We start from the raw sequence: 19097 nt of genomic DNA on the forward strand, positions 1-19097 counted from the left end.
GGTCAGCGAAGCCGGTCCCGGCGTTGCCGGGACTTCCCGCCGGAGCGGGGCCGGCCGGGGCGGGCGCAGAACTCGCGCGGGGACAGTCCCCCGGACTGTGTCGAATGCCGCGCTCGAACAGCTGCGCCCTTGCTTCCCCGGCCAACCCCGATCCGGCGGCGGCTCCGAATGCGCCCCCCGGCGGCCCGCCCGGCCACGGCCTGCAGTTGCTTATTGCGGATATTGAGCGAAGGCCCGTGGTGACAGCGTGGGCACGTGCGCCGCATGTGAAAAAGCATGCAGGTAAGGAACCTCGCGGTCTCAGCGCACGAGTTCCTGGTTCAAGCGGCTGCCGCTGGCGACGCCGGCCAGGAGGAATTCCATCTGGTCGGCCAGGATGCGGCGGTTGCGCAGGATCATGCCTTCCCAGCGATTGGGGCGGTACGGGAGATAGAGCAGCGGCATGCCGGCCTGTTCGGGGGTTCGGTTGCCTTTGCGCTGGTTGCAGGGGCGGCAGGCGGTGACGACGTTTTCCCAGGTGTTGGCGCCGCCGCGGGATTCGGGGCGGACGTGCTCGATGGTCAGTTCGGCGGCGGAGAAGCAGCCGCCGCAGTAGCCGCAGATGTGTTTGTCGCGCGCGAAGAGGCGTTCGCGGCTGATGCTGATGGAGGCGGAGCGGTCGCCGCGGAATTCGCGGCCGCGCACGGCGATGATGCTGGCGGTGCTGACCGAGGAGACCAGGCCGGTGATCCGGTTCACGCCGCCGCGGTAGGTGACCGTGGTTTCGCCCAGTTCCCATGCCACCCGGCCCGCCACGTGCAGGCAGATGGCTTTTTCTATGTCCACCCAGTGCACCGGCGTGCCGGCGACATCGAGCGCGAGAACCAGATGAGCCACGACTTTCTCCTGGAGGATGACCTGCTGCCGAGATTTTTCACTGTTTTTTTATACAGCTTACGCATGACCAAATCAAGGCAAACCAAGGGGCCCGGCTACTTGCTTGCGCGGATCATCCACTTGCCGTCGCGCCAGATGCGGGATTCGCCGTGGCGCATGACGAAGAACTCCCGTTCGTCCATGCCGGCCTGGCGGCGAGCCAGGGCGAGGTCGCGCGGGGGCTGGTCGAGGGCTTCGTCGGTGAGTTCGAAAGTGCCCCAGTGAATGCCGATGGAGGCGCCGGCGCGGACGTCGCGGTGCGCCTGGATGGCCTCGGCGGGGTTCATGTGGTGGCCGCGCATGAACCAGCGCGGCTCGTAGGCGCCTATGGGCAGGGCTGCCAGGTCGAAGGGGCCCATGCGCTCGCCGATGGCGGCGAGGTCGCTCGAGTAGCCGAAGTCGCCGCCGAACAGGAATTTGAAGGCGGGGTCCCGGGTTTCGACGGCCCAGGCGCCCCACAGCGATGCGCTCCGGTCGAAAGGCGTACGGGCGCTCCAGTGCTGGACGGGCAGCAGCGTCAGCAAGGCGCCGCCCACGGTGGTCCGGCCCCACCAGTCCAGCGGACGCAAATCGGTCGCTCCGGGAACATGCTCGCGGAACCAGGCGTCCACGCCCAGCGGCACCATGAATGCCGGCGGCCCGCCGGGCTGGGCGGCCAGCGCGCGGACCGAGGCGAGGTCGAGATGATCGTAGTGGTTGTGGGAGATGACCACCGCGTCGATGTGCGGCAGGTCGGCCAGGCCGATGCCTGGCGCCTGATGGCGCCTGGGACCGGCGAACGAGACCGGCGAGGCGCGCTCGGAGAACATCGGGTCGGTCAGCAGGTTGAAGCCGCCGATCTGCACCAGCAGCGTAGCGTGGCCGACCCAGCTCACCCTGACCTCGGACGAGGGCTGCCTGATCCAGTCCGTGTCCGCGGCGACGGGCGCCAGGGACTCGGTGGGGGGCGGCGGCAGCCCCTCGCTCCAACGCTCGAATTGCCAGCGCCAGAAATCCAGCGACCCCGATCCGGGCGTCGCGTACAGGTTGCGGAAACCGTGGGGCGTGTGGTGCGGCTGGGCGGGGTCGTAGTAGGGGTTGACCGGACTGCATCCGGCCATGGCCACGGCCAACAGCCCCGCCAGCCACCGCCGCATGGCTAGAGCACCGGCGACAGTACGGGCTGCTTGGGCTTCGCGTCCAGCAGCCGGCCCTTGCGCGCGCGCTTGCCCAGGTAGGCAGCCAGCGATGCGCCCGCAAAGATTTCTTCGTGCGGCTTGTTGCGGTAGATGCCCGCCACCCGCAGGCCGCCGGCGCCGACGGGCACGACTTGCGAGAGCGTGTCTTTGGCGTCGAGGTCCATCAGGGTGGTGCCGCGCCCGCCAGACGACAGCACTTTGGCCTCGTCGAGCACGAACACCAGGAAGCGCCCCTTGGCCGAGAGCAGCGCAAGGGACTGCGCGCCTTCGAACACGGGCACCGGGCGCAGCGGCGCGTCGCCGTCGTCCAGGGTCATGAACTGCTTGCCGCCGCGCTGGCGCGTGCTCATGTCGCCCAGGCGGGTGACGAAGCCCATGCCCTGCCGGGTCGCGAGCAGCCAGCGGCTTTCGGGCGCAGCGGCGATCATGTGCAGGATCTGCGTGCCGGCCTCGAGGTCGATCAGCGTGGTGACCGGCACGCCGTCGCCGCGCGCCGAGGGCAGCGCGCTGACGGCGACCGAGTAGACGCGGCCGTTGCTGCCCAGCGCGACCAGGGTGTCGGTGGTGCGGCATTCGAAGGCGCCGTACAGGGCGTCCCCGGCCTTGAAGGTGAACAGGCCGGCGTCGTGGCCGTGGCCCTGGCGGGCGCGCAGCCAGCCTTTTTCGGACACGATGACGGTGACGGGCTCGTCCAGCACCTTGGCCTCGATGGTGGCGCGCTCGGCGGCTTCGATCAGGGTGCGGCGGTCGTCGCCGTACTGCTTGGCGTCGGCTTCGATTTCCTTGACCATCAGGCGCTTGAGCGAGGACGGGTTGTCCAGCAGGTCCTGCAGCTTGACCTGCTCGTCCCGCAGGTTCTTGAGCTCTTGCTCGATCTTGAAGCCTTCCAGCCGCGCGAGCTGGCGCAGGCGCATTTCGAGGATGTCCTCGGCCTGGCGCTCGGTCAGCTTGAAGGCCTGCATCAGCGCGGGCCGGGGTTCGTCGGACTCGCGGATGACCTTGATGACGGCGTCCACGTTGAGGTAGACCACCATGCGCCCTTCGAGCACGTGGATGCGGTCCAGCACCTTGTCCAGGCGATGACGCGAACGCCGCGTCACGGTCTGGGTGCGGAACGCCAGCCACTCCTGCAGGATCTCGCGCATGGCCTTCTGGCGCGGCCGGCCGTCGTTGCCCACCGCCACCAGGTTGATCGGCGCGCTGCTTTCCATCGAGGTGTGGGCCAGCAGCGTGTTGACGAATTCGTCGCGGTCCACGCGCGAGGTCTTGGGCTCGAACACCAGGCGCACGGCGGCGTCCTTGCCGGATTCGTCGCGCACGGCATCGAGCAGGCCCAGCATGGCCGCCTTGGTCTGCTGCTGTTCGGGCGTCAGGCTCTTCTTGCCGGTCTTGACCTTGGGATTGGTCAGTTCCTCGATCTCTTCCAGCACCTTCTGGCCCGAGGTGGACGGCGGCAGTTCGGTCACGACCAGCTGCCACTGGCCGCGCGCCATTTCCTCGAAACGCCAGCGCGCGCGCACCTTGATGGAGCCGCGGCCGCTGCTCAGTATCTGCGCGATCTCGGCCTGCGGCGTGATGATCTGCCCGCCGCCGGGATAGTCCGGTCCGGGCACCAGGCCGTACAGTTCGTCGTCGGCGATCTTCGGGTTCTTCAGCAGCGCCACGGCGGCCTGCGCGACTTCGCGCAGATTGTGCGGCGGGATCTCGGTGGCCATGCCGACCGCGATGCCCGAGGCGCCGTTGAGCAGCGCCACCGGCAGGCGCGCCGGCAACTGCCTGGGCTCCTGGTAGGAACCGTCGTAGTTGGGAATGAAGTCGACCGTGCCTTCTTCCAGTTCGTCCAGCAGCAGCCGGGCGATGGGGGTGAGGCGGGCCTCGGTGTAGCGCATGGCCGCCGCGCCGTCGCCGTCGCGCGAGCCGAAGTTGCCCTGGCCGTCGATCAGCGGATAGCGCAGCGAGAACGATTGCGCCATGCGCACCAGCGCGTCGTAGGCGGCCTGGTCGCCGTGCGGATGGTACTTGCCCAGCACGTCGCCGACCACGCGCGCCGACTTGACCGGCTTGGCGTTCGCGCCCAGCCCCATGGCCTGCATGGCGTACAGGATGCGCCGCTGCACGGGCTTCTGCCCGTCGCTGACGTCGGGCAGCGCGCGCCCCTTGACCACCGATACCGCGTAATCCAGGTAAGCCTGTTCGGCATAGCGCGCCAGCGTGATCGCGGCGTCGCCGCCCGGCGTCTCGAACAGGCCGGGTTGAAGTTCGTCCGTCATCAGATATCCACCTCGGCGAGGTCGCCTTTCTCTTCCAGCCACGAGCGGCGCTGCGCCGCCTCGCCCTTGCCCATCAGCATGTCGAACATGCGCGTGGTCTCGTCCGCGCCCAGCTCGCCGTAGGCGACCGGCAGCAGGCGGCGGGTGTCGGGGTTCATCGTGGTTTCCCACAGCTGCTCGGGGCTCATTTCGCCCAGGCCCTTGAAGCGGCTGATGCTCCACGACCCTTCGCGCACGCCCTCCTTGCGCAGCTTGTCTTCCACGGCAACGAGTTCACCCTGGTCCAGGCAGTACAGCTTGCGCGGCGGACGCTTGCCCTGCGCCGGCACGTCCACGCGGAACAGCGGCGGCCGCGCCACGTAGACGTGGCCGGCCTCGACCAGCCTGGGGAAGTGGCGGTAGAACAGCGTCAGCAGCAGCACCTGGATGTGCGAGCCGTCCACGTCGGCGTCCGACAGGATGCAGATGCGGCCATAGCGCAGGCCCGAGAGGTCGGGTTCGTCGCGCGGGCCGTGCGGATCGACGCCGATGGCCACGGCGATGTCGTGGATCTCGTTGTTGGCGAACAGGCGGTCGCGCTCGACCTCCCAGGCATTGAGCACCTTGCCGCGCAGCGGCAGGATGGCCTGGAATTCCTTGTCGCGGCCCATCTTGGCCGAGCCGCCGGCCGAGTCGCCCTCGACCAGGAAGACCTCGGTGCGGGCGGTATCGCTGCTCTCGCAATCGGTCAGCTTGCCGGGCAGCACGGCCACGCCCGAGCTCTTGCGTTTCTCGACCTTTTGCGTCGCCTTCACGCGCGATTGGGCCTGGCGGATGACCAGTTCGGCGAGCTTCTTGCCGTACTCCACATGGGAGTTGAGCCACAGCTCCAGCGCCGACTTGGAGAAACCGCCTACCAGCCGTACCGCGTCGCGGCTGTTGAGCCGTTCCTTGATCTGGCCCTGGAACTGCGGGTCCAGCACCTTGGCCGACAGCACGAAGCTGGCGCGCGCGAATACGTCTTCGGGCAGCAGCTTGACGCCCTTGGGGCTCAGGCCGTGCAGTTCGACGAAGCTCTTGACCGCGTTGAACAGGCCGTCGCGCAGGCCGGCCTCGTGGGTGCCGCCGGCCGAGGTCGGGATCAGGTTGACGTAGGACTCGCGCACGACGTTGCCGTCCTCGCTCCAGGCCACGACCCACTGCGCCCCTTCGCCGTCGGCGAAGCTTTCGTTGTCCGCGGCGGCGTACTGCTCGCCCTCGAACAGCGGGATCAGCAGTTCGGCGCCGGCCAGGGCTTCGGTCAGGTAGCCGCGCAGGCCCTGCTCGTACAGCCAGCTTTGGGTTTCGCCGGTTTTCTCGACCTTGAGCGTGACGCGCACGCCGGGCAGCAGCACGGCCTTGCTGCGCAGCAGGCGCGCCAGTTCGCCCAGCGGGATCGCGCCGCTGTCGAAATACTTGGCGTCGGGCCAGCAGCGCACGCGCGTGCCGCTTTTCTTGCGGCCGTCGCTGGTCCTGGCGAGCGGTTCGACCACGTCGCCGTGCGCGAACACCAGGCGGTGCGCGGCGCCGTCGCGCCAGACCGTAACCTCCAGCCTGGACGACAGCGCATTGGTGACCGACACGCCGACGCCGTGCAGGCCGCCGGAAAAGGAATAGGCGCCGCCGCCCTGCTTGTCGAACTTGCCGCCCGCGTGCAGGCGGGTGAACACCAGTTCGACCACCGGGGCGTTTTCCTCGGGATGCAGGCCGACGGGGATGCCGCGGCCGTCGTCCTCGACGGTGACGCTGCCGTCGGCCTGCAGGGTTACCTGCAGGTGCTTGCCAAAGCCGGCCAGCGCCTCGTCGGCGGCGTTGTCGATGACTTCCTGCACGACGTGCAGGGGGTTTTCGGTTCGGGTGTACATGCCCGGGCGCTGTTTGACGGGCTCCAGCCCTTTGAGCACCCGGATGGATGATTCGTTATAGCGAGTGGCCAAGTTATCCCCAGCTACTGTGGAAAATGAAGGCAATTTTACGGACGGAGCCAGGATTCAAGCGGCCTGGACTGGCACGCCCAAGAAATGGGCAGGCCAGCCGGCCGGCGCGCCCGGTATCCCGGGGGTCCGTCGTCAAATGCCGCACAATGCCATGAGCGCCTCCCAGCCGACAACCAGCTGGGGACGCAAATAGCCGACGAAGGCAGCCGCAAGCACGGCGCCGAGCAATGCATAGGCCAGCAGCCGCCCGCCGATGCGCCGCCAGGGCGCGCGGCGAGGCGTGGCGCCGGACGCCGCGCGGGTGGACTGGCCGCTCATGCGGGCGCCAAGGCCCGCTCGCGCACGGGCAGGCACAGTGCCGCCGCGGCCAGGCCGAGCGCCACCGACATCCACCACACCACGTCGTAGCTGCCGGTGGCGACGTACAGCTTGCCGCCCAGCCAGACACCGACGAAGCTGCCGATCTGGTGGCCGAAGAATACGATACCGGTCAGCGTGGAGGCATAGCGCATGCCGTAGATGTGTCCCACCAGCCCGGTGGTCAGCGGCACGGTGCCCAGCCACACCAGCCCCATCAACGCGGAAAACGCATACAGCACGGCCGGCTGCAGCGGCAGGAACAGCAACAGCAGGATCGCCGCCGAGCGGGTTGCGTACAGCAGCGCCAGCAGGTGCTTCTTGCTGTGGTGGCCGCCCATTTTGCCGGCCCAGTACGAGCCGAACACGTTGAACAGGCCGATCAACGCGATCGCCATGGCCCCGTCCGAGGCCTTCAGCCCGCCATCGACCACGAAAGCCGGCAGATGCAAGGTAATGAAGGCGGTATGGAAGCCGCAGACGGCATAGCTCCAGAACAGAAAATGGTAGGTCGAATGGCCCACGGCCTGGCGCACCGCCGCGCCCAGCGACTGGGACCCGGCCACGTGCCGCGGCTTGCCGGTCAGGCGCGTGGCCAGCGGCAGGGCGAGCAGCATCAGCGCCGCCAAGACCCACAGGGCGCCGGTCCAGTCCAGGGTGTCGATCAGCCACTGCCCGGCCGGCACGACCACGAACTGCCCCATCGAGCCGCCGGCGCTGGCCACGCCCATCGCGACGCTGCGCCGCTCCACCGGCACCGCGCGCGCCACGACCGGCAGCAGCACCGCGAAGGTGGTCCCGGCCTGGCCCAGCCCGACCAGCACGCCGGCGCTCAGGTACAGCATCGCTTCCGAATCGGCATAGCGGGTGCCCAGCAGCCCCAGCACGAACAACAGCGCCGACGCGACCACCGTGCGGCCCGACCCCCATTTGTCTGCCACCGAGCCCATCAGGATCGCGGCGAGCCCCCAGACCAGATTCTGGATGGCGAAAGCCAGCGAGAACACGTCCCGTCCCCAGCCGTGCGCCAGCCCCATGGGCTGCATGAACAGGCCGAACGTGGCCCGCACGCCCATGACGCACAGCAGCACCACCGACGCGCAGGCGACGACCGTTGCAGGGCTGGCGGGAGAAATCGGGTGGGAAGCAGGCTGGGCAGACATGACGACGACGGGCGGTGGAATCCTGGGGCCGGCAAGGCGGGCTCCCCGGGCAGTCCGCAGGGATTATATGCCCCTCACGCGGCCGGGCCGTGGACCGGGCGCCTGCGCGCCTTGCTGCGCGTCCGGAAAGGCAGGCCGCCGCCGCGATCGGCGGATCGGCGGCCCCGCGGCGCTTGCTCAGGAAACGCGGGCCGCGCCGGAGGCCTGCTTGAGCAGGTCGTTCAGGCGCCGGCGGCTGCGGACGATGCCGCGGTCCACGGTCAGGAGCGCGGGAGGCGCCGCATCCGGCCCGTCCACGTCGATGTTCTTCTGCTGCGCTTCGACGATGGGCTTGTCCTCCTGGGAAAACACGCTCTCGAGCCCCCGCCGCTTGGCCGCGTCGAGCGCTTCGGACGGATTGCCCAGGCGGGTGTTGGCCCAGAAGTAATGCGTCGTCGTCAAGGTCTCCGGGGTCATGAGATGGCAGCTGTAATTGCTGCGCGTCTCCGCTTCACCGCCCATGGGCGCCACCGAGATCGTGATCTTCAGATTGGCCGGGGCCTGCCACCGCACCGACAGCAGGCGGCGCACGGGCAGGCCGACACAGCCGTATTCCCGGGACATGAACTCGGGAAGGATCTCGTTCTCGATCTCCCGCTCGACGATGATCGAATCGCCCTCCTCCCGCACCTGGGTCGGCGCCTTCCGCACCGCTTCGGTGCCCAGCGTGCCGCCATGCAGGAACTCTATGTGGCCCAGGTCGAGAATGTTGTCGGCCATGAGGGTGTAGCCGGCGCGCGTATGCATGTGGCCCCTGATGCGCCGGGCGTTCAGGGCATCGTCGTCCATGAACCCGAAGTCGGGTATCGCGCCGTCGTCGGCGAGCGCGGCGTCGCCCAGCCATATCCACACCATGCCATGGCGCTGGCGCGCGGCGAAGCTCTTCACCCTGGCCGCCGTCGGAATGGGGCCGTGGGGATTCGTGACGCACTGCCCCGCCGCGTCGAACCGCAGGCCGTGATAGGCGCATTCGAGCGTGTCGCCCTCGACCCTGCCGCAGCTCAGGGGCACCAGGCGATGGGCGCAGCGGTCCTCCAGGGCGGCATATTCGCCGTCCCCGCGGCGATAGAGCGCCACGCGCGTCCCGAGCAGCATGCGCGCCAGCGGCTTGTCCCCCACTTCATAGTCCCACGCTGCCGCATACCAGGCGTTCAGCAAGAACGGCGTATTCAAACTCATCGTCTGCTCCACAGAAAGAACAGCCCGGCCGGCGGACGGCGCGCCCACCGCCGCGCCGGGCCCGCCGAAGGCCGCAGGAAAACGCGCCGAGCGGTCAATCGAGCTTGATGTTCTCGGCGCGGATGATGGGCTCCCAGCGCGCGGCATCCTTCGCGGCGCGCTGGCGCAGTTCTTCCGGCGTGCTGGACATCGCGTTCATGCCCAGCTCCCAGATCCGTTGCTTCACATCCGGCGTGGCCAGCGCGGCGGCGATCTCGCCGTTGAGCCTGGAAACGATCGCCGGCGGAGTCGCGGCCGGGGCGTATATCGCAAACCACCCGGTCACCTCGAAATCCTTCCAGCCCTGTTCGATCATGGTCGGCACGTCGGGCAGGAAGTCGGAGCGGCTGGTCCCAGTCTGCCCCAGGGCGATCAGCTTTCCCTCCTTGATGTGGGGCGCGAAAGGCGTGATGTCGGCCACCGCCAGGTCGATGTCGCCCGCCAGCAGGGCCTGGGCGGTTGGCGCGCTGCCCTTGTAGGGAATGAAGGTCATGCGGGCGTGGGTGATCGATTTCATCAACTCGCCGGTCAACTGTCCCACGATCGCGCCGGACCCGTAATTCACCGTCCCGGGAGACGCCTTGGCCACGCGCTCGAGCTCTTGCATGGTCCGGAAGGGTTTCTTCGGATTCGTGACGAACCACATGGATTGCGTGGTGACCAGCGAGACCGGCGCGAAATCCTTGACGGGATCGTAGGGCAGCTTGCCGTAGGCGAACGGATTGACGGTAAAGACGGTATCCAGCGTGAACAGCAGCGTGTGTCCGTCCGGCGCCGCGCGGGCGACGTCGGCCGCGCCGATCACCATGTTGCCGCCCGGCTTGTTCTCCACCATCACCCGCTGGTCGAGCCGCTCCGACAGCGTGTGCGCCACCAGGCGGGCCACGGAATCCGCGCTGCCGGCAGGGGGGAACGGCACGACCAGACGGATGGGCTTGCTGGGCCACTTGGCCTGCGCCCATGCGGGTTGGGCGGCCAGCGACAAGGCCGCGGCGGCGATGGCCGGCGCGCAGGCCGCGAACGATGCGGCGGCTCGCAGGGGCCGGCGCTGCTTGGATGGGTTCTTCATTGTTGTCTCCTCTTCCATGTGCTGGATCGAATGTCCGTTTCAGGCGGGCTCGCCGTGCAGGCGCTTGGGATTGGTCACGAATACCGCCTCCATCTCGCGGGCGTCCGGCAGGCACCGGTGCATCAGCTCGACCAGTTCGGCGTCGTTCACGGGCGTCTTGGGGTACTCGGGATGAGGCCAGTCGGTGGCCCAGACGGAACGGTCGCGCGCCGCTTCGAAATAGGCCCGCGTGAAGGGAATGGCGTCGTCCCAGGGATGTTCCGTGGCCGAACTCCGGTCGCCGTGCGACAGCATCACCCACCAGTTCTCGCGCCGCAGCAGATCGAGAATGGCCCGGGCGCCCGGCTGCTGCAGCCCGTCGGCAAAGGGAAGATGTCCCATGTGGTCGATGACGAAGGTTCCCTTCGCGGCCGCGAAGACAGGCTGCAGCTCCAGCAGCTCCGGCTCGGTGACGTGGACCCGCGCGTGCCAGCCGAACTGGCTGATCCGCTCGATCGACCGGAGGAACTCGGGCACTGTCGGCGTGACGTTCAGGCGGCGCCAGAAATTGAATCGCGCCCCGCGCACGCCTGCTTCGTGAAGGCGCAGGAGCTCCTTGTCGGACACGTCGTCGTTGACGATCGCGATGCCTCGGTATGTCACGCCCTCGTACACGCCGCCGTCGCCTCTCGAGAGCGCGTCCAGCAACGCGCTGTGGTCGGCGCCGTAGACGCTGGCCTGCACGATCGAGACATAACCCATGCCCAGGGTCGACGCCATCCTGTGGACGTCTTCGAAGTAGGCCCGCGGAGGCGCGTAAGCGCTTTGCGCCCGGGGAGGAAACCGCGCGGGGTCGCCGTAGACGTGCACCTGGCAATCCCAGGAACCGGGCGGCGCCTTCGGCCGGGGCGGGCGTGTGTCGCGGACGAACGTCTCTTTCTCTGCCATGGGGATCTCCGGAAGTGGCATGGCTGCCTGTTTCGAATCGAAGCGGCGAAGGCTGTCGGCCGGCCGCCGGGCTGTTTCAGGAAATGCCTGCAACCGACAGGCCGAGGCGCTCGCGGGTCTGCCGGCAGTTGGATACGGCACCGCCCAGTTCCTCCACGATGCGCCGCGCCTTGCCGACCATTTCCGCGTTGCTCTGCGCCAGCACGCCCCGAGAGAGGTAGACCGCGTCCTCCATGCCCACGCGGACGTTGCCGCCGGCGAGATAGGCCAGGGCAACCATGGGGAATGCCTGGCGGCCGGTGGCGAATGCCGTCCAGGTCGCGCCGGCCGGCAGCAGCCCGCGCGCATAAATCAGGGTTTCGATCGAAGGCTGGAAGCCGTAGCGCACGCCCATCACGATCGAACAGAGCGGCGCGGGCTCCAGCGTTCCGTCCTCGATCAGGTCGGCTGCGAGATGCATGTCGCCGGAATCGAACAGTTCGAGTTCGGGCACGACGCCGGCCTGGCGGATCACCGCGGCCATGCGCCGGATGTTGTCCGGCGTATTGATGACGACTTCGCGGCCGAACGTCATGGTGTTGAGATCGAGGGTGGCGATGTCGGGGCGAATGATGCGGATATGCTCCACGCGCTTTTCCGGAACCAGGAAATTGGTCCTCGGCCCCGGCACGACGGGATCGTGGCTCGACGGCTGGAAGCGGCCGCCCGGACCCGTCGTCAGGTTGAGCACGAGTCCGGGCATGGACTCGCGTACCCGCCGCACCACGTCCGCGTAGAGCTCCACCTCCATCGACGGCGCGCCGGTGGCCGGATCCCGCACGTGTATGTGGACGATCGAAGCGCCCGCTTCCCCCGCTTCCAGGCAGGCGGCCGCGATCTCCCCGGGCGTGACCGGCAGCCGTTCGTTCTGCTCGCGCGTCGTGTGATTGCCGGTGATGGCGCAAGTGATGATTGTTGGTCTATCCAAGAGTCTTCTCCCACCATGTTTCGTTATCCGCCGCCGGCCTCGACCGGCGGCATCGCTTTCATGCCAGCGCGCCAGCGGAAGCGCGCAGGGGTCATTCCAGGCCGGCGACGAACCGGACCAGTTGGGCGAGATCGCGGCCGCCCCAACCCGCCTCGTCGGCGCGCGCCGCGCTCTCGGCCGCCGCCGACGAGGCGGGCAGCACCAGACCGGCCTCGGCCGCCGTGGCGCGCATCGCCGCCAAGTCCTTGCGCAGGCCCGCGAGGTCGAACTCGACGCGTTCGGCGCGCCCCATGATCGTGTCGAGTTTGGAAGAAAGCGCGCCGATGGCGGCCTTGCTGTCGGCGATCTGTCCCAGCATGGTGTCGACGTCGAGCCCGTATGCCCGCCCCATCGCCAAGGCTTCCCCCAGCGTTTGCCAGTAGGTGGCGAGCGGCAGGTTGAGCACCAGCTTCATGGCGATGCCCGAGCCGAGCGGGCCGACGTGCGTGATCTTGCGCGCCAGCTTCTCCAGGACGCGGCGGGCCCGGTCCAGATGCTCGGCGCTTCCGCCCGCCAAGACCAGCAGTTGGCCGGAACGGGCCGGCGCGACCGTGCCGGAGACGGGCGCATCCAGGAATGCGCCGCCCGCGCCGACGACGGCCTGCCCCGCCTGTTTCATCGCCGCTACCGTGGCGGTCGTCATGTCGACGATCACCCTGTCGCGCAGCGGTGCGCGCAGCAGGCCCTGGTCCGAAAAATAGACCGCCTGCATCGCCAGGTCGTCGCGCACGATGACGATTACCGTCCGGCAGCGCCTGGCCACTTCCAGTGGGGACGCGGCGACTCCGGCGCCGCGCCCGGCCAGCTCGGCGGTCTTGCCGGGCGAGCGGTTCCACACGACTACCTCACGCCCGGCGTCGAGCAGCCGGTTGGCGATCGCCTCGCCCATCCGGCCGATGCCGATGATCCCGACCGTTTCGTCCTGCCCGATGCTTTCCCGATTCATGACACGCTGCTCCCGGCCGCTACGGCGGCACTTTCCGACGGGCTGCCCTCCCCCCATCCCGCGATCGTCCGAATCACGGCGCCGGCATCGTCCGGCGCGCGGCTGCCCCGCCATGCGATGTGCTGGTCCGGCCGCACGATGGCCAATGCGCAGCCATACAGTTCGGCAGCCTGGGGAGAATCGACCTCGACCGTCGCCAGCGGCAGTCCCGCCTGCTCCGCCGCGGCCTGGAGCGCCTGTGCGCCGTGGCGGGAACCGCCGCCCAGGACCAGCAGGGTGTAGCCCTGGCCGAGGCGGTCATAGAGCGAAGAGCCGTCGTCCAGCCAGAGATGGGGCGCCAGGGCTCCCGGCCTGGCGCTGGGCACGTACACCAGGGGATCCAGGGGCTCCTGAGGCGTGCCGTCGGGCACGATCAGCGGCGAGGGCGCATAGGTGTATCCCAGCACGGTTCCGATCGCCTTGAACTCGCGCTGCTTGGCCTGCATGATTTTTTCGCCGAGCAGCGCGCGCGATTGCCGGCCTTCCTCGTCGTCGCGCTCCAGCGTCGGGTTGACCATATGATGGGTGACGTAGGCGTAGTTTTCCGTCGCCTCCTGGACGAACATCCGGTGCACCGGCTTGCGCTCCTGCTCATAGGACGCCAGCAGCGCGGGCCCGCCCCATCCCTGCAGCACCGCCGCGATTTTCCAGCCCAGGTCGACCGCGTCGCCTATCCCCTGGTTCATGCCGTAGCCGCCCATGGGCGGATGCAGGTGGCATGCGTCCCCGGCCAGGAAGATGCGTCCTTTGGAATACGTGGACGCGATCAGCCTGTGCGCCTGCCAGGTATCCGTTTCGAGGATCTCGAACTCGACGTCCTGCCCGATGGCCTCCCGGATCTTGCGCGCGCCCGTCTCCAGGTCGTAGGGGGCCTGGCCCTTGGGCAATTGGGTCGAGAAGAACCACGTGTCCCCCCGGTCCATCGGGCCGGTGACGGCCGGGCTGTCCGCATTGACCAGCCAGTACGACACGGCCTTGGCCTGCGGATGCGAATCGAGCAGGCCCGGCGCACGGTAGATGGCGAGGTAGTTGGCCATGTAGGCGTAGTCGCCCTCCAGCTGGATGCCGAGCAGCGTGCGCGTGGTGCTGCGCCCGCCATCGGCCCCGACCACGTAGGCGGCATCCACCGCGAACTCATTGCCGGCCGCGGTATCGGCGACCGTGGCCCGAACGCGATCGCCCTCTTCCCGCAACGCATTCAAGGCCGCGTTGAATCGGATTTCCACGTTGGACAGTTCGGCCAGGCGCTCCCTGATCACCGCTTCCACCGTGTACTGCGGGATCCATTGCCCCTTCTCCGGAAAGAAGGGATTGCGCTCCCGTTTTCCGAAGAAGACATTCTCGAAGTGCGCGATAGGATGCCCGAACAACCGGGTGGCGAAGACGATGTCCGCCGGATAATCCACCGGCAGCGGGCTGGCTTCGCGGATTCTCTGCGCGATGCCCCATCTGCGCATGTGCGCCATGGAGCGGATATTGGTCGTCTTCGCCCGCGGCTGTTTGCCGCCCCGGTCGTTCTGTTCGACGACCAGCACCCGCACGCCGCGCAAGCCCAACTCCAGCGCGCAGCTGAGCCCCACCGGTCCGGCGCCGGCGATCAGCACATCCACCACAATCTCATCCCGCATTTTGAGCAGCCCCGTGTCAAAAAAATATATGATTCAGCAATGAAAACGACTTCTCCGACCGACGCCGCGACGGAAACCACCGCTACGCGGGCCTATGAACTGCTGCGGCGGGACATCCTCTTCGGAACCTTCCGCCCGGGCTCCCGGCTGTCCATCGATGGATTGCGCGAGCGCTACAAGATCGGCCCCATCCCGCTGCGCGAGGCGCTCAACCGCCTGGCGGCCGAACTGCTGATCAAGCAATCCGATCAGCGGGGCTTTTTCGTGCGCGACGTGAGCGTCACCGAGATCCGGCAGTTGGGGGACACCCGCTGCTGGGTCAACGAAATCATGGTGAGAGAGTCGTTCAAGAATGAATCGCCCGAATGGGAAAAAGAGCTGATCGTGGCGGCGCACCACCTGTTCCGCACGCCCCGCACCCCCTCCGACTCGACCACCATCAATCCCGACTGGGAAGCTCGCCATCGCCATTTCCATATGGTCCTGGTGGCCGACTGTCCCTCCGAATGGCTGCAGAAGTTCAATGCCGACCTCTTCGACTACACGGACTTCTACCGAAACCAATACCTCTCCGCCAAGCCCGCCATCGCGCGCGACATCCATGCCGAGCACCAGGCCCTGTTCGAGGCCGCGCTCAGCCGGGACACGGCCGCGCTTACCGAGGCGCTGAACGCTCACGTCAGGCAGACCGTGCAGACGCTCATTTCCGTGCTCGCGGCCTCAAGCGGCTGAAAGCGCCAGGACGCGGCGGGCCTGCGACAAATGCAGCCGTTCGACCATGCGCCCGTCGATGCCGATCGCTCCCAGCGACTCGGCTCCGGGCGCCTCGAATGCCCGGATCACCGCGCGGGCGTGCGCGATCTCCTCGCGGCTCGGGGCAAATGCCGCGTTGGCGACCGCGACCTGCGCCGGATGGATCAACGACTTGCCGTCGAAGCCGAGATGGCGCGCCTGCTCGCATTCGGCTCGCAGGCCCCGCTCGTCTCCGTAGTCATTGAAAACGCCATCGACGATCGGCAGCCCATACGCCCGCGCCACCAGGACCGTGCCCGACAGCCACGGCAGCATCGGCACGCGGCCCGGCAGCTGGCTGGCGCAGGTCGCGCTCGATAAATCGTTCAGTCCCAGCACCAGGCAGGACAGGCGCATACCGCGATCCGCCGCATGCCTGGCGATGTCTTCGGCATGCAGCACGCCCAAAGGGGTTTCGAGCATTGCCCAGAGCGGGACGGCGCCGGCGGCATCGCCGAGGCCTGTCCGCACCCGCTCGAGCGCTTCGGCCGACTCCACCTTCGGCACCAGGACGGCTTCCGGCCGGCATTGCCGCACCATCTCCAGGTCGTCCCTGCCCCAAGGCGTATCCAGGCCGTTGATGCGCACGATGGCGCGCCGCCCGGCGAACCCTCCGCCTTGCAGCATGCCGGCGACACCGCGGCGGGCCTCGGTCTTGGCGGCCGGCGCGACGGCGTCCTCGAGATCCAGCACCAGCGCGTCGGCCCCTGCCTGGCTAGCTCGCGCCAGCGCTCGGGGCTTGGCTCCGGGCACATAGAGAATGCTACGAAACAGTTCCATGCGACGAATAATATATGATTAATTTGTTATAAACAAATTATCTATATTTTTTCGGACGGACGAACGAAAGCGGCGGCGCACACAGGCGCCGCCGGGCACGGCAGATTCGGGGTTCAGATCAAGACCGACTCGAGCATTTCGTCCGCCATGCGAACGTCGCAAAAATTGACGAACGCACTGGACAATCCCATTCGATGGTCTTCTTCATAACGCGCGGCGGTCGCGTCATAAATCATTGCGACACGGTAGTCCAGCATCATGGCGTCCCGAGCCGACGTTTCGCAGCAGAAATTGGTGACCACGCCGGCGATCACGACGTTCTCCACGCCCCTTGCGGCGAGAAGATCGGGAAGGTCCGATTTTCCAGGCAAGAAAGCGCTGAAACGGCTTTTGTTGGCAAGAAGGTCCACGGTAGAGACATCGAGCTCCGCATGAAGCCGATGTCCGTATGCTCCCTCCGTCAGGCCATCCCTATGCCGGGCCCCGTTTTCCGCCTGGAAGAATGAATCATGGTAGAGCGGCCACAGGCTTTGTCCTCCACGCCCCGCGGTACTCTGCACCCATGCGACCAGAGCCCCCTTGCTGCGGAAACCCGCGGCGAGCCGGTTGACCGTGGGAATGATGATTTGCGCCGACGGAACATCATCCAGGTAGTAGTACTGCATGTCGATCACGACCAGCGCGGTCTTGGCCGGCTCCATGCGCTCGAACACATGGAGCCGGCCTCGCTTTTGCATGATCCGATCTATCAGATACGGCGCAAGGCCATAAGGTGTCGCGGTTTCCATTTTGAAGCGTTCTCCGGTCATTCGAGGGATCGCACGCGTGACACCGGCATCAGTTCGCCGTCACGCCCGCCTTCTTCACTACCTCGGTCCAGCGCACCTCTTCTTCCCGCATGAAAGCGGAGAATTGCTCAGGCGTGCTGGCGACTACGTCCACTCCCTGCTCCTGCAGCTTGCTGCGCACCGACGACTGGGTCATGACTTTCCGGATATCCGCGCCGATCTGCCGCACCAACGCATCCGGCGTGCCGGCGGGGGCAAGCACGCCCACCCACAATCCGGCGGCGAACCCCGGCAGCACGGTCTCGGATACGGTGGGAATCTCCGGAAGCAATGCCGAACGCTTCGACGACGTAACGGCGAGGGCCTTGAGCTTCCCCGACTGAACGTAGGCAAGCGACTGCGCCGGACTTCCCAATGTCATATCCACGACGCCGCCGATTGCGTCCATCATGGCCGGCGCTCCCCCTTTATAAGGAATGTGCATCATCTGCACTCCGGTCTGCGAATTCAGGAGTGCTTGCGACAGATGGTGCATGGACGCCGCGCCCGGTGTGGCGTAGGTCAATGCGTTGGGCTTGCGCTTGGCAAGCGCGACGAGATCCTGAATGGTCTCGACCCCCACTTTCGGATTGACCATGACCAGCAAAGGCGCGATGCCGAGCTGCGATACCGGCGCGAAATCGGCGTTCGGCGAGCCCGCAGGCTTGGGCTGGACGGCCCGCAAAATGACGTGGTCGGGCATGATGGCGAGCAGCGTATACCCGTCCGCGGGCGAACGCGCCACGAAATCTGCGGCGATGGCCCCCGAGGCACCGGCACGGTTATCCACGATGACAGGCTGTTTCCATAGCGCAGCCAACTGTTCGGCGACCGTGCGCGACGCGATGTCCGCCAATCCCCCCGGCGGCCAGCCGACGACGATGCGAACGGGCTTGGCAGGAAAACCTGGCGCCGCCGCATAAGAAGCGCCCGGCAACGACATCGCCAAGACAGCCACTGCCACCACATGGGACAAACGAGAGCACTGAGACATGATCAGATCCTTGGATGCGAGCCTGGGGTGGCTCTAGGTGTGCGATGCGGTGCGGCGCCGCGGTTCAGGCGCGCTGCGCCCGCGCCTCGATGCGCCGCTGGCGTTCCAGCAGCTTGCGGGCGCGCTCGATGACGGGGATGTCTATCATCCTGCCGTCCAGCTGGAACGACGCGCGCCCTTCGGCCTGCGCCCGGTCCGCGGCGTCGATGACGCGGCGGGCGTAGTCCACGTCGCCCGGCCGCGGGCCGTACTCTTCGTTGACGATGGCCACCTGGCCGGGATGCACGCAGCTGGCGCCGTCGAACCCGAACTGGCGCGAGCGCCGCACCATGGCGCGAAAGCGCTCCCAGTCGGAGAAATCCGCCACCGTGCCGATAAAACCCAGCGGCATCACGCCGGCGGCGCGGGCGGCCAGGATCATGCGCTGCTTGGGCATCAGCAGCACTTCCTCGACCGGCTCGAAGCCGCCGCTGAGCGAGAAATCCTCGGCGCCGAGGTTGAGCCCGGCCACGCGCGGCGAGGCCCGCGCGATATCCGACATCTGCTCGAAAGCCTCGGGCGTCTCGATCGTCAGCACGAAACGGATGCGTCCCGCCGGCAGGCCCGCATCCTCTTCGAGTCCGGTCACCAGTTCGTCGAGCAGCCGCACGTGCGAGGGCCCGTCGACCTTGGGAACGACGAAGCCGTCGATCGGCCCCGCCATGCCCGCCTCGATGTCGCGCACGCACAGCGACAGCGGCCGGTTGACCCGCACCAGCACGTCCGCGCCGCCTTGGCGCACCTGCGCTGCGGCCTGCGGAACCTGCTCGCGCGCGGCGGCTTTCTGGTCCGCCGGCACGCTGTCCTCGAGATCGAGGATGATCGCGTCGGCGCCCCGGGTATGGGCCTTCTCGACAAAGCGCGGTACGTTGGCCGGCACGTACAGCAGCGAGCGCCACACGGGCAATTCGCGCTGCAGCGCCCGTTCAGCCAGGCTGGTCATGATGTCTGCTCC

General features: G+C 67.6%; 17 protein-coding genes. 1 reads left to right on the top strand and 16 read right to left on the bottom strand.

Annotated elements, in window-relative coordinates; genetic code table 11:
- Positions 1-300: 300 nt before the first annotated feature.
- From PIGHUM_RS06475 to PIGHUM_RS06530, 12 genes are all read right to left on the bottom strand, one after another.
- Complete coding sequence (locus tag PIGHUM_RS06475; RefSeq protein WP_425466683.1) at positions 301-876, bottom strand: HNH endonuclease; 576 nt, start codon at positions 874-876, stop codon at positions 301-303.
- 95 nt (positions 877-971) lie between these two features.
- A complete protein-coding gene (locus PIGHUM_RS06480; RefSeq protein ID WP_124078579.1) occupies positions 972-2051 on the bottom strand; it encodes an MBL fold metallo-hydrolase in 1080 nt (359 codons plus the stop codon).
- A 2-nt stretch (positions 2052-2053) separates the two neighbouring features.
- A complete protein-coding gene (gene parC, locus PIGHUM_RS06485) occupies positions 2054-4363 on the bottom strand; it encodes a DNA topoisomerase IV subunit A (RefSeq protein ID WP_124078580.1) in 2310 nt (769 codons plus the stop codon).
- A complete protein-coding gene (locus PIGHUM_RS06490) occupies positions 4363-6318 on the bottom strand; it encodes a DNA topoisomerase IV subunit B (RefSeq protein WP_124078581.1) in 1956 nt (651 codons plus the stop codon). Before PIGHUM_RS06490 ends, parC begins: the two co-directional genes overlap by 1 nt.
- A gap of 132 nt (positions 6319-6450) precedes the next feature.
- Entirely contained in the window at positions 6451-6636 is a 186-nt protein-coding gene (locus PIGHUM_RS06495) for a hypothetical protein (RefSeq protein ID WP_124078582.1), read from the bottom strand.
- Positions 6633-7838, bottom strand: coding sequence for an MFS transporter (locus tag PIGHUM_RS06500; RefSeq protein WP_124078583.1), 1206 nt, complete (start codon positions 7836-7838; stop codon positions 6633-6635). The genes PIGHUM_RS06495 and PIGHUM_RS06500 overlap by 4 nt, the downstream gene beginning before the upstream one ends.
- A gap of 177 nt (positions 7839-8015) precedes the next feature.
- Positions 8016-9056 (bottom strand): aromatic ring-hydroxylating dioxygenase subunit alpha, encoded by a 1041-nt coding sequence (locus tag PIGHUM_RS06505; protein ID WP_160142184.1) that lies wholly within the window; start codon positions 9054-9056, stop codon positions 8016-8018.
- A gap of 94 nt (positions 9057-9150) precedes the next feature.
- The gene (locus PIGHUM_RS06510) at positions 9151-10164 is read right to left on the bottom strand and encodes a Bug family tripartite tricarboxylate transporter substrate binding protein (protein WP_160142185.1); all 1014 of its coding nucleotides are present in this window, start codon (positions 10162-10164) and stop codon (positions 9151-9153) included.
- 39 nt (positions 10165-10203) lie between these two features.
- Positions 10204-11091 carry an amidohydrolase family protein gene (locus tag PIGHUM_RS06515; RefSeq protein WP_160142186.1) on the bottom strand — a complete coding sequence of 296 codons (888 nt, stop codon included), beginning with the start codon at positions 11089-11091 and terminating at the stop codon, positions 10204-10206.
- A 76-nt stretch (positions 11092-11167) separates the two neighbouring features.
- Positions 11168-12058 carry a beta-keto acid cleavage family enzyme gene (locus tag PIGHUM_RS06520; protein WP_124078587.1) on the bottom strand — a complete coding sequence of 297 codons (891 nt, stop codon included), beginning with the start codon at positions 12056-12058 and terminating at the stop codon, positions 11168-11170.
- A gap of 91 nt (positions 12059-12149) precedes the next feature.
- A complete protein-coding gene (locus tag PIGHUM_RS06525) occupies positions 12150-13043 on the bottom strand; it encodes an NAD(P)-dependent oxidoreductase (RefSeq protein WP_160142187.1) in 894 nt (297 codons plus the stop codon).
- Positions 13040-14692 carry an FAD-dependent oxidoreductase gene (locus PIGHUM_RS06530; RefSeq protein WP_246012976.1) on the bottom strand — a complete coding sequence of 551 codons (1653 nt, stop codon included), beginning with the start codon at positions 14690-14692 and terminating at the stop codon, positions 13040-13042. Before PIGHUM_RS06530 ends, PIGHUM_RS06525 begins: the two co-directional genes overlap by 4 nt.
- Before the next feature lie 57 nt (positions 14693-14749).
- On the opposite strand from PIGHUM_RS06530, the gene PIGHUM_RS06535 reads away from it, so the two are divergent.
- Positions 14750-15442 carry a GntR family transcriptional regulator gene (locus tag PIGHUM_RS06535; protein WP_124078590.1) on the top strand — a complete coding sequence of 231 codons (693 nt, stop codon included), beginning with the start codon at positions 14750-14752 and terminating at the stop codon, positions 15440-15442.
- Here PIGHUM_RS06535 and PIGHUM_RS06540 read toward each other — a convergent pair.
- The 4 genes from PIGHUM_RS06540 to PIGHUM_RS06555 form a co-directional block, all read right to left on the bottom strand.
- Complete coding sequence (locus PIGHUM_RS06540) at positions 15431-16282, bottom strand: HpcH/HpaI aldolase/citrate lyase family protein (protein WP_222929228.1); 852 nt, start codon at positions 16280-16282, stop codon at positions 15431-15433. The two genes, PIGHUM_RS06535 and PIGHUM_RS06540, sit on opposite strands and share 12 nt — an antisense overlap.
- Positions 16283-16395: 113 nt before the next feature.
- The gene (locus tag PIGHUM_RS06545) at positions 16396-17091 is read right to left on the bottom strand and encodes a cysteine hydrolase family protein (RefSeq protein ID WP_246012977.1); all 696 of its coding nucleotides are present in this window, start codon (positions 17089-17091) and stop codon (positions 16396-16398) included.
- 28 nt (positions 17092-17119) lie between these two features.
- Positions 17120-18103, bottom strand: a complete 984-nt coding sequence (locus PIGHUM_RS06550; protein WP_124078592.1) for a Bug family tripartite tricarboxylate transporter substrate binding protein — start codon at positions 18101-18103, stop codon at positions 17120-17122.
- Between the two features lie 64 nt (positions 18104-18167).
- Positions 18168-19085, bottom strand: coding sequence for an HpcH/HpaI aldolase/citrate lyase family protein (locus PIGHUM_RS06555; protein ID WP_124078593.1), 918 nt, complete (start codon positions 19083-19085; stop codon positions 18168-18170).
- Positions 19086-19097: the final 12 nt, after the last annotated feature.

The organism is Pigmentiphaga humi, from assembly GCF_900606115.1.
Lineage (GTDB): Bacteria > Pseudomonadota > Gammaproteobacteria > Burkholderiales > Burkholderiaceae_B > Pigmentiphaga > Pigmentiphaga humi.

What these genes read in the sequence shown, in the direction of transcription:
- PIGHUM_RS06480 (WP_124078579.1), bottom strand. Translation starts at nt 2,051, where the DNA reads ATGCGGCGGTGGCTGGCGGGGCTGTTGGCCGTGGCCATGGCCGGATGC.
- parC (WP_124078580.1), bottom strand. Translation starts at nt 4,363, where the DNA reads ATGACGGACGAACTTCAACCCGGCCTGTTCGAGACGCCGGGCGGCGAC.
- PIGHUM_RS06495 (WP_124078582.1), bottom strand. Translation starts at nt 6,636, where the DNA reads ATGAGCGGCCAGTCCACCCGCGCGGCGTCCGGCGCCACGCCTCGCCGC.
- PIGHUM_RS06500 (WP_124078583.1), bottom strand. Translation starts at nt 7,838, where the DNA reads ATGTCTGCCCAGCCTGCTTCCCACCCGATTTCTCCCGCCAGCCCTGCA.
- PIGHUM_RS06505 (WP_160142184.1), bottom strand. Translation starts at nt 9,056, where the DNA reads ATGAGTTTGAATACGCCGTTCTTGCTGAACGCCTGGTATGCGGCAGCG.
- PIGHUM_RS06510 (WP_160142185.1), bottom strand. Translation starts at nt 10,164, where the DNA reads ATGAAGAACCCATCCAAGCAGCGCCGGCCCCTGCGAGCCGCCGCATCG.
- PIGHUM_RS06515 (WP_160142186.1), bottom strand. Translation starts at nt 11,091, where the DNA reads ATGGCAGAGAAAGAGACGTTCGTCCGCGACACACGCCCGCCCCGGCCG.
- PIGHUM_RS06525 (WP_160142187.1), bottom strand. Translation starts at nt 13,043, where the DNA reads ATGAATCGGGAAAGCATCGGGCAGGACGAAACGGTCGGGATCATCGGC.
- PIGHUM_RS06535 (WP_124078590.1), top strand. Translation starts at nt 14,750, where the DNA reads ATGAAAACGACTTCTCCGACCGACGCCGCGACGGAAACCACCGCTACG.
- PIGHUM_RS06540 (WP_222929228.1), bottom strand. Translation starts at nt 16,282, where the DNA reads ATGGAACTGTTTCGTAGCATTCTCTATGTGCCCGGAGCCAAGCCCCGA.
- PIGHUM_RS06545 (WP_246012977.1), bottom strand. Translation starts at nt 17,091, where the DNA reads ATGACCGGAGAACGCTTCAAAATGGAAACCGCGACACCTTATGGCCTT.
- PIGHUM_RS06550 (WP_124078592.1), bottom strand. Translation starts at nt 18,103, where the DNA reads ATGTCTCAGTGCTCTCGTTTGTCCCATGTGGTGGCAGTGGCTGTCTTG.
- PIGHUM_RS06555 (WP_124078593.1), bottom strand. Translation starts at nt 19,085, where the DNA reads ATGACCAGCCTGGCTGAACGGGCGCTGCAGCGCGAATTGCCCGTGTGG.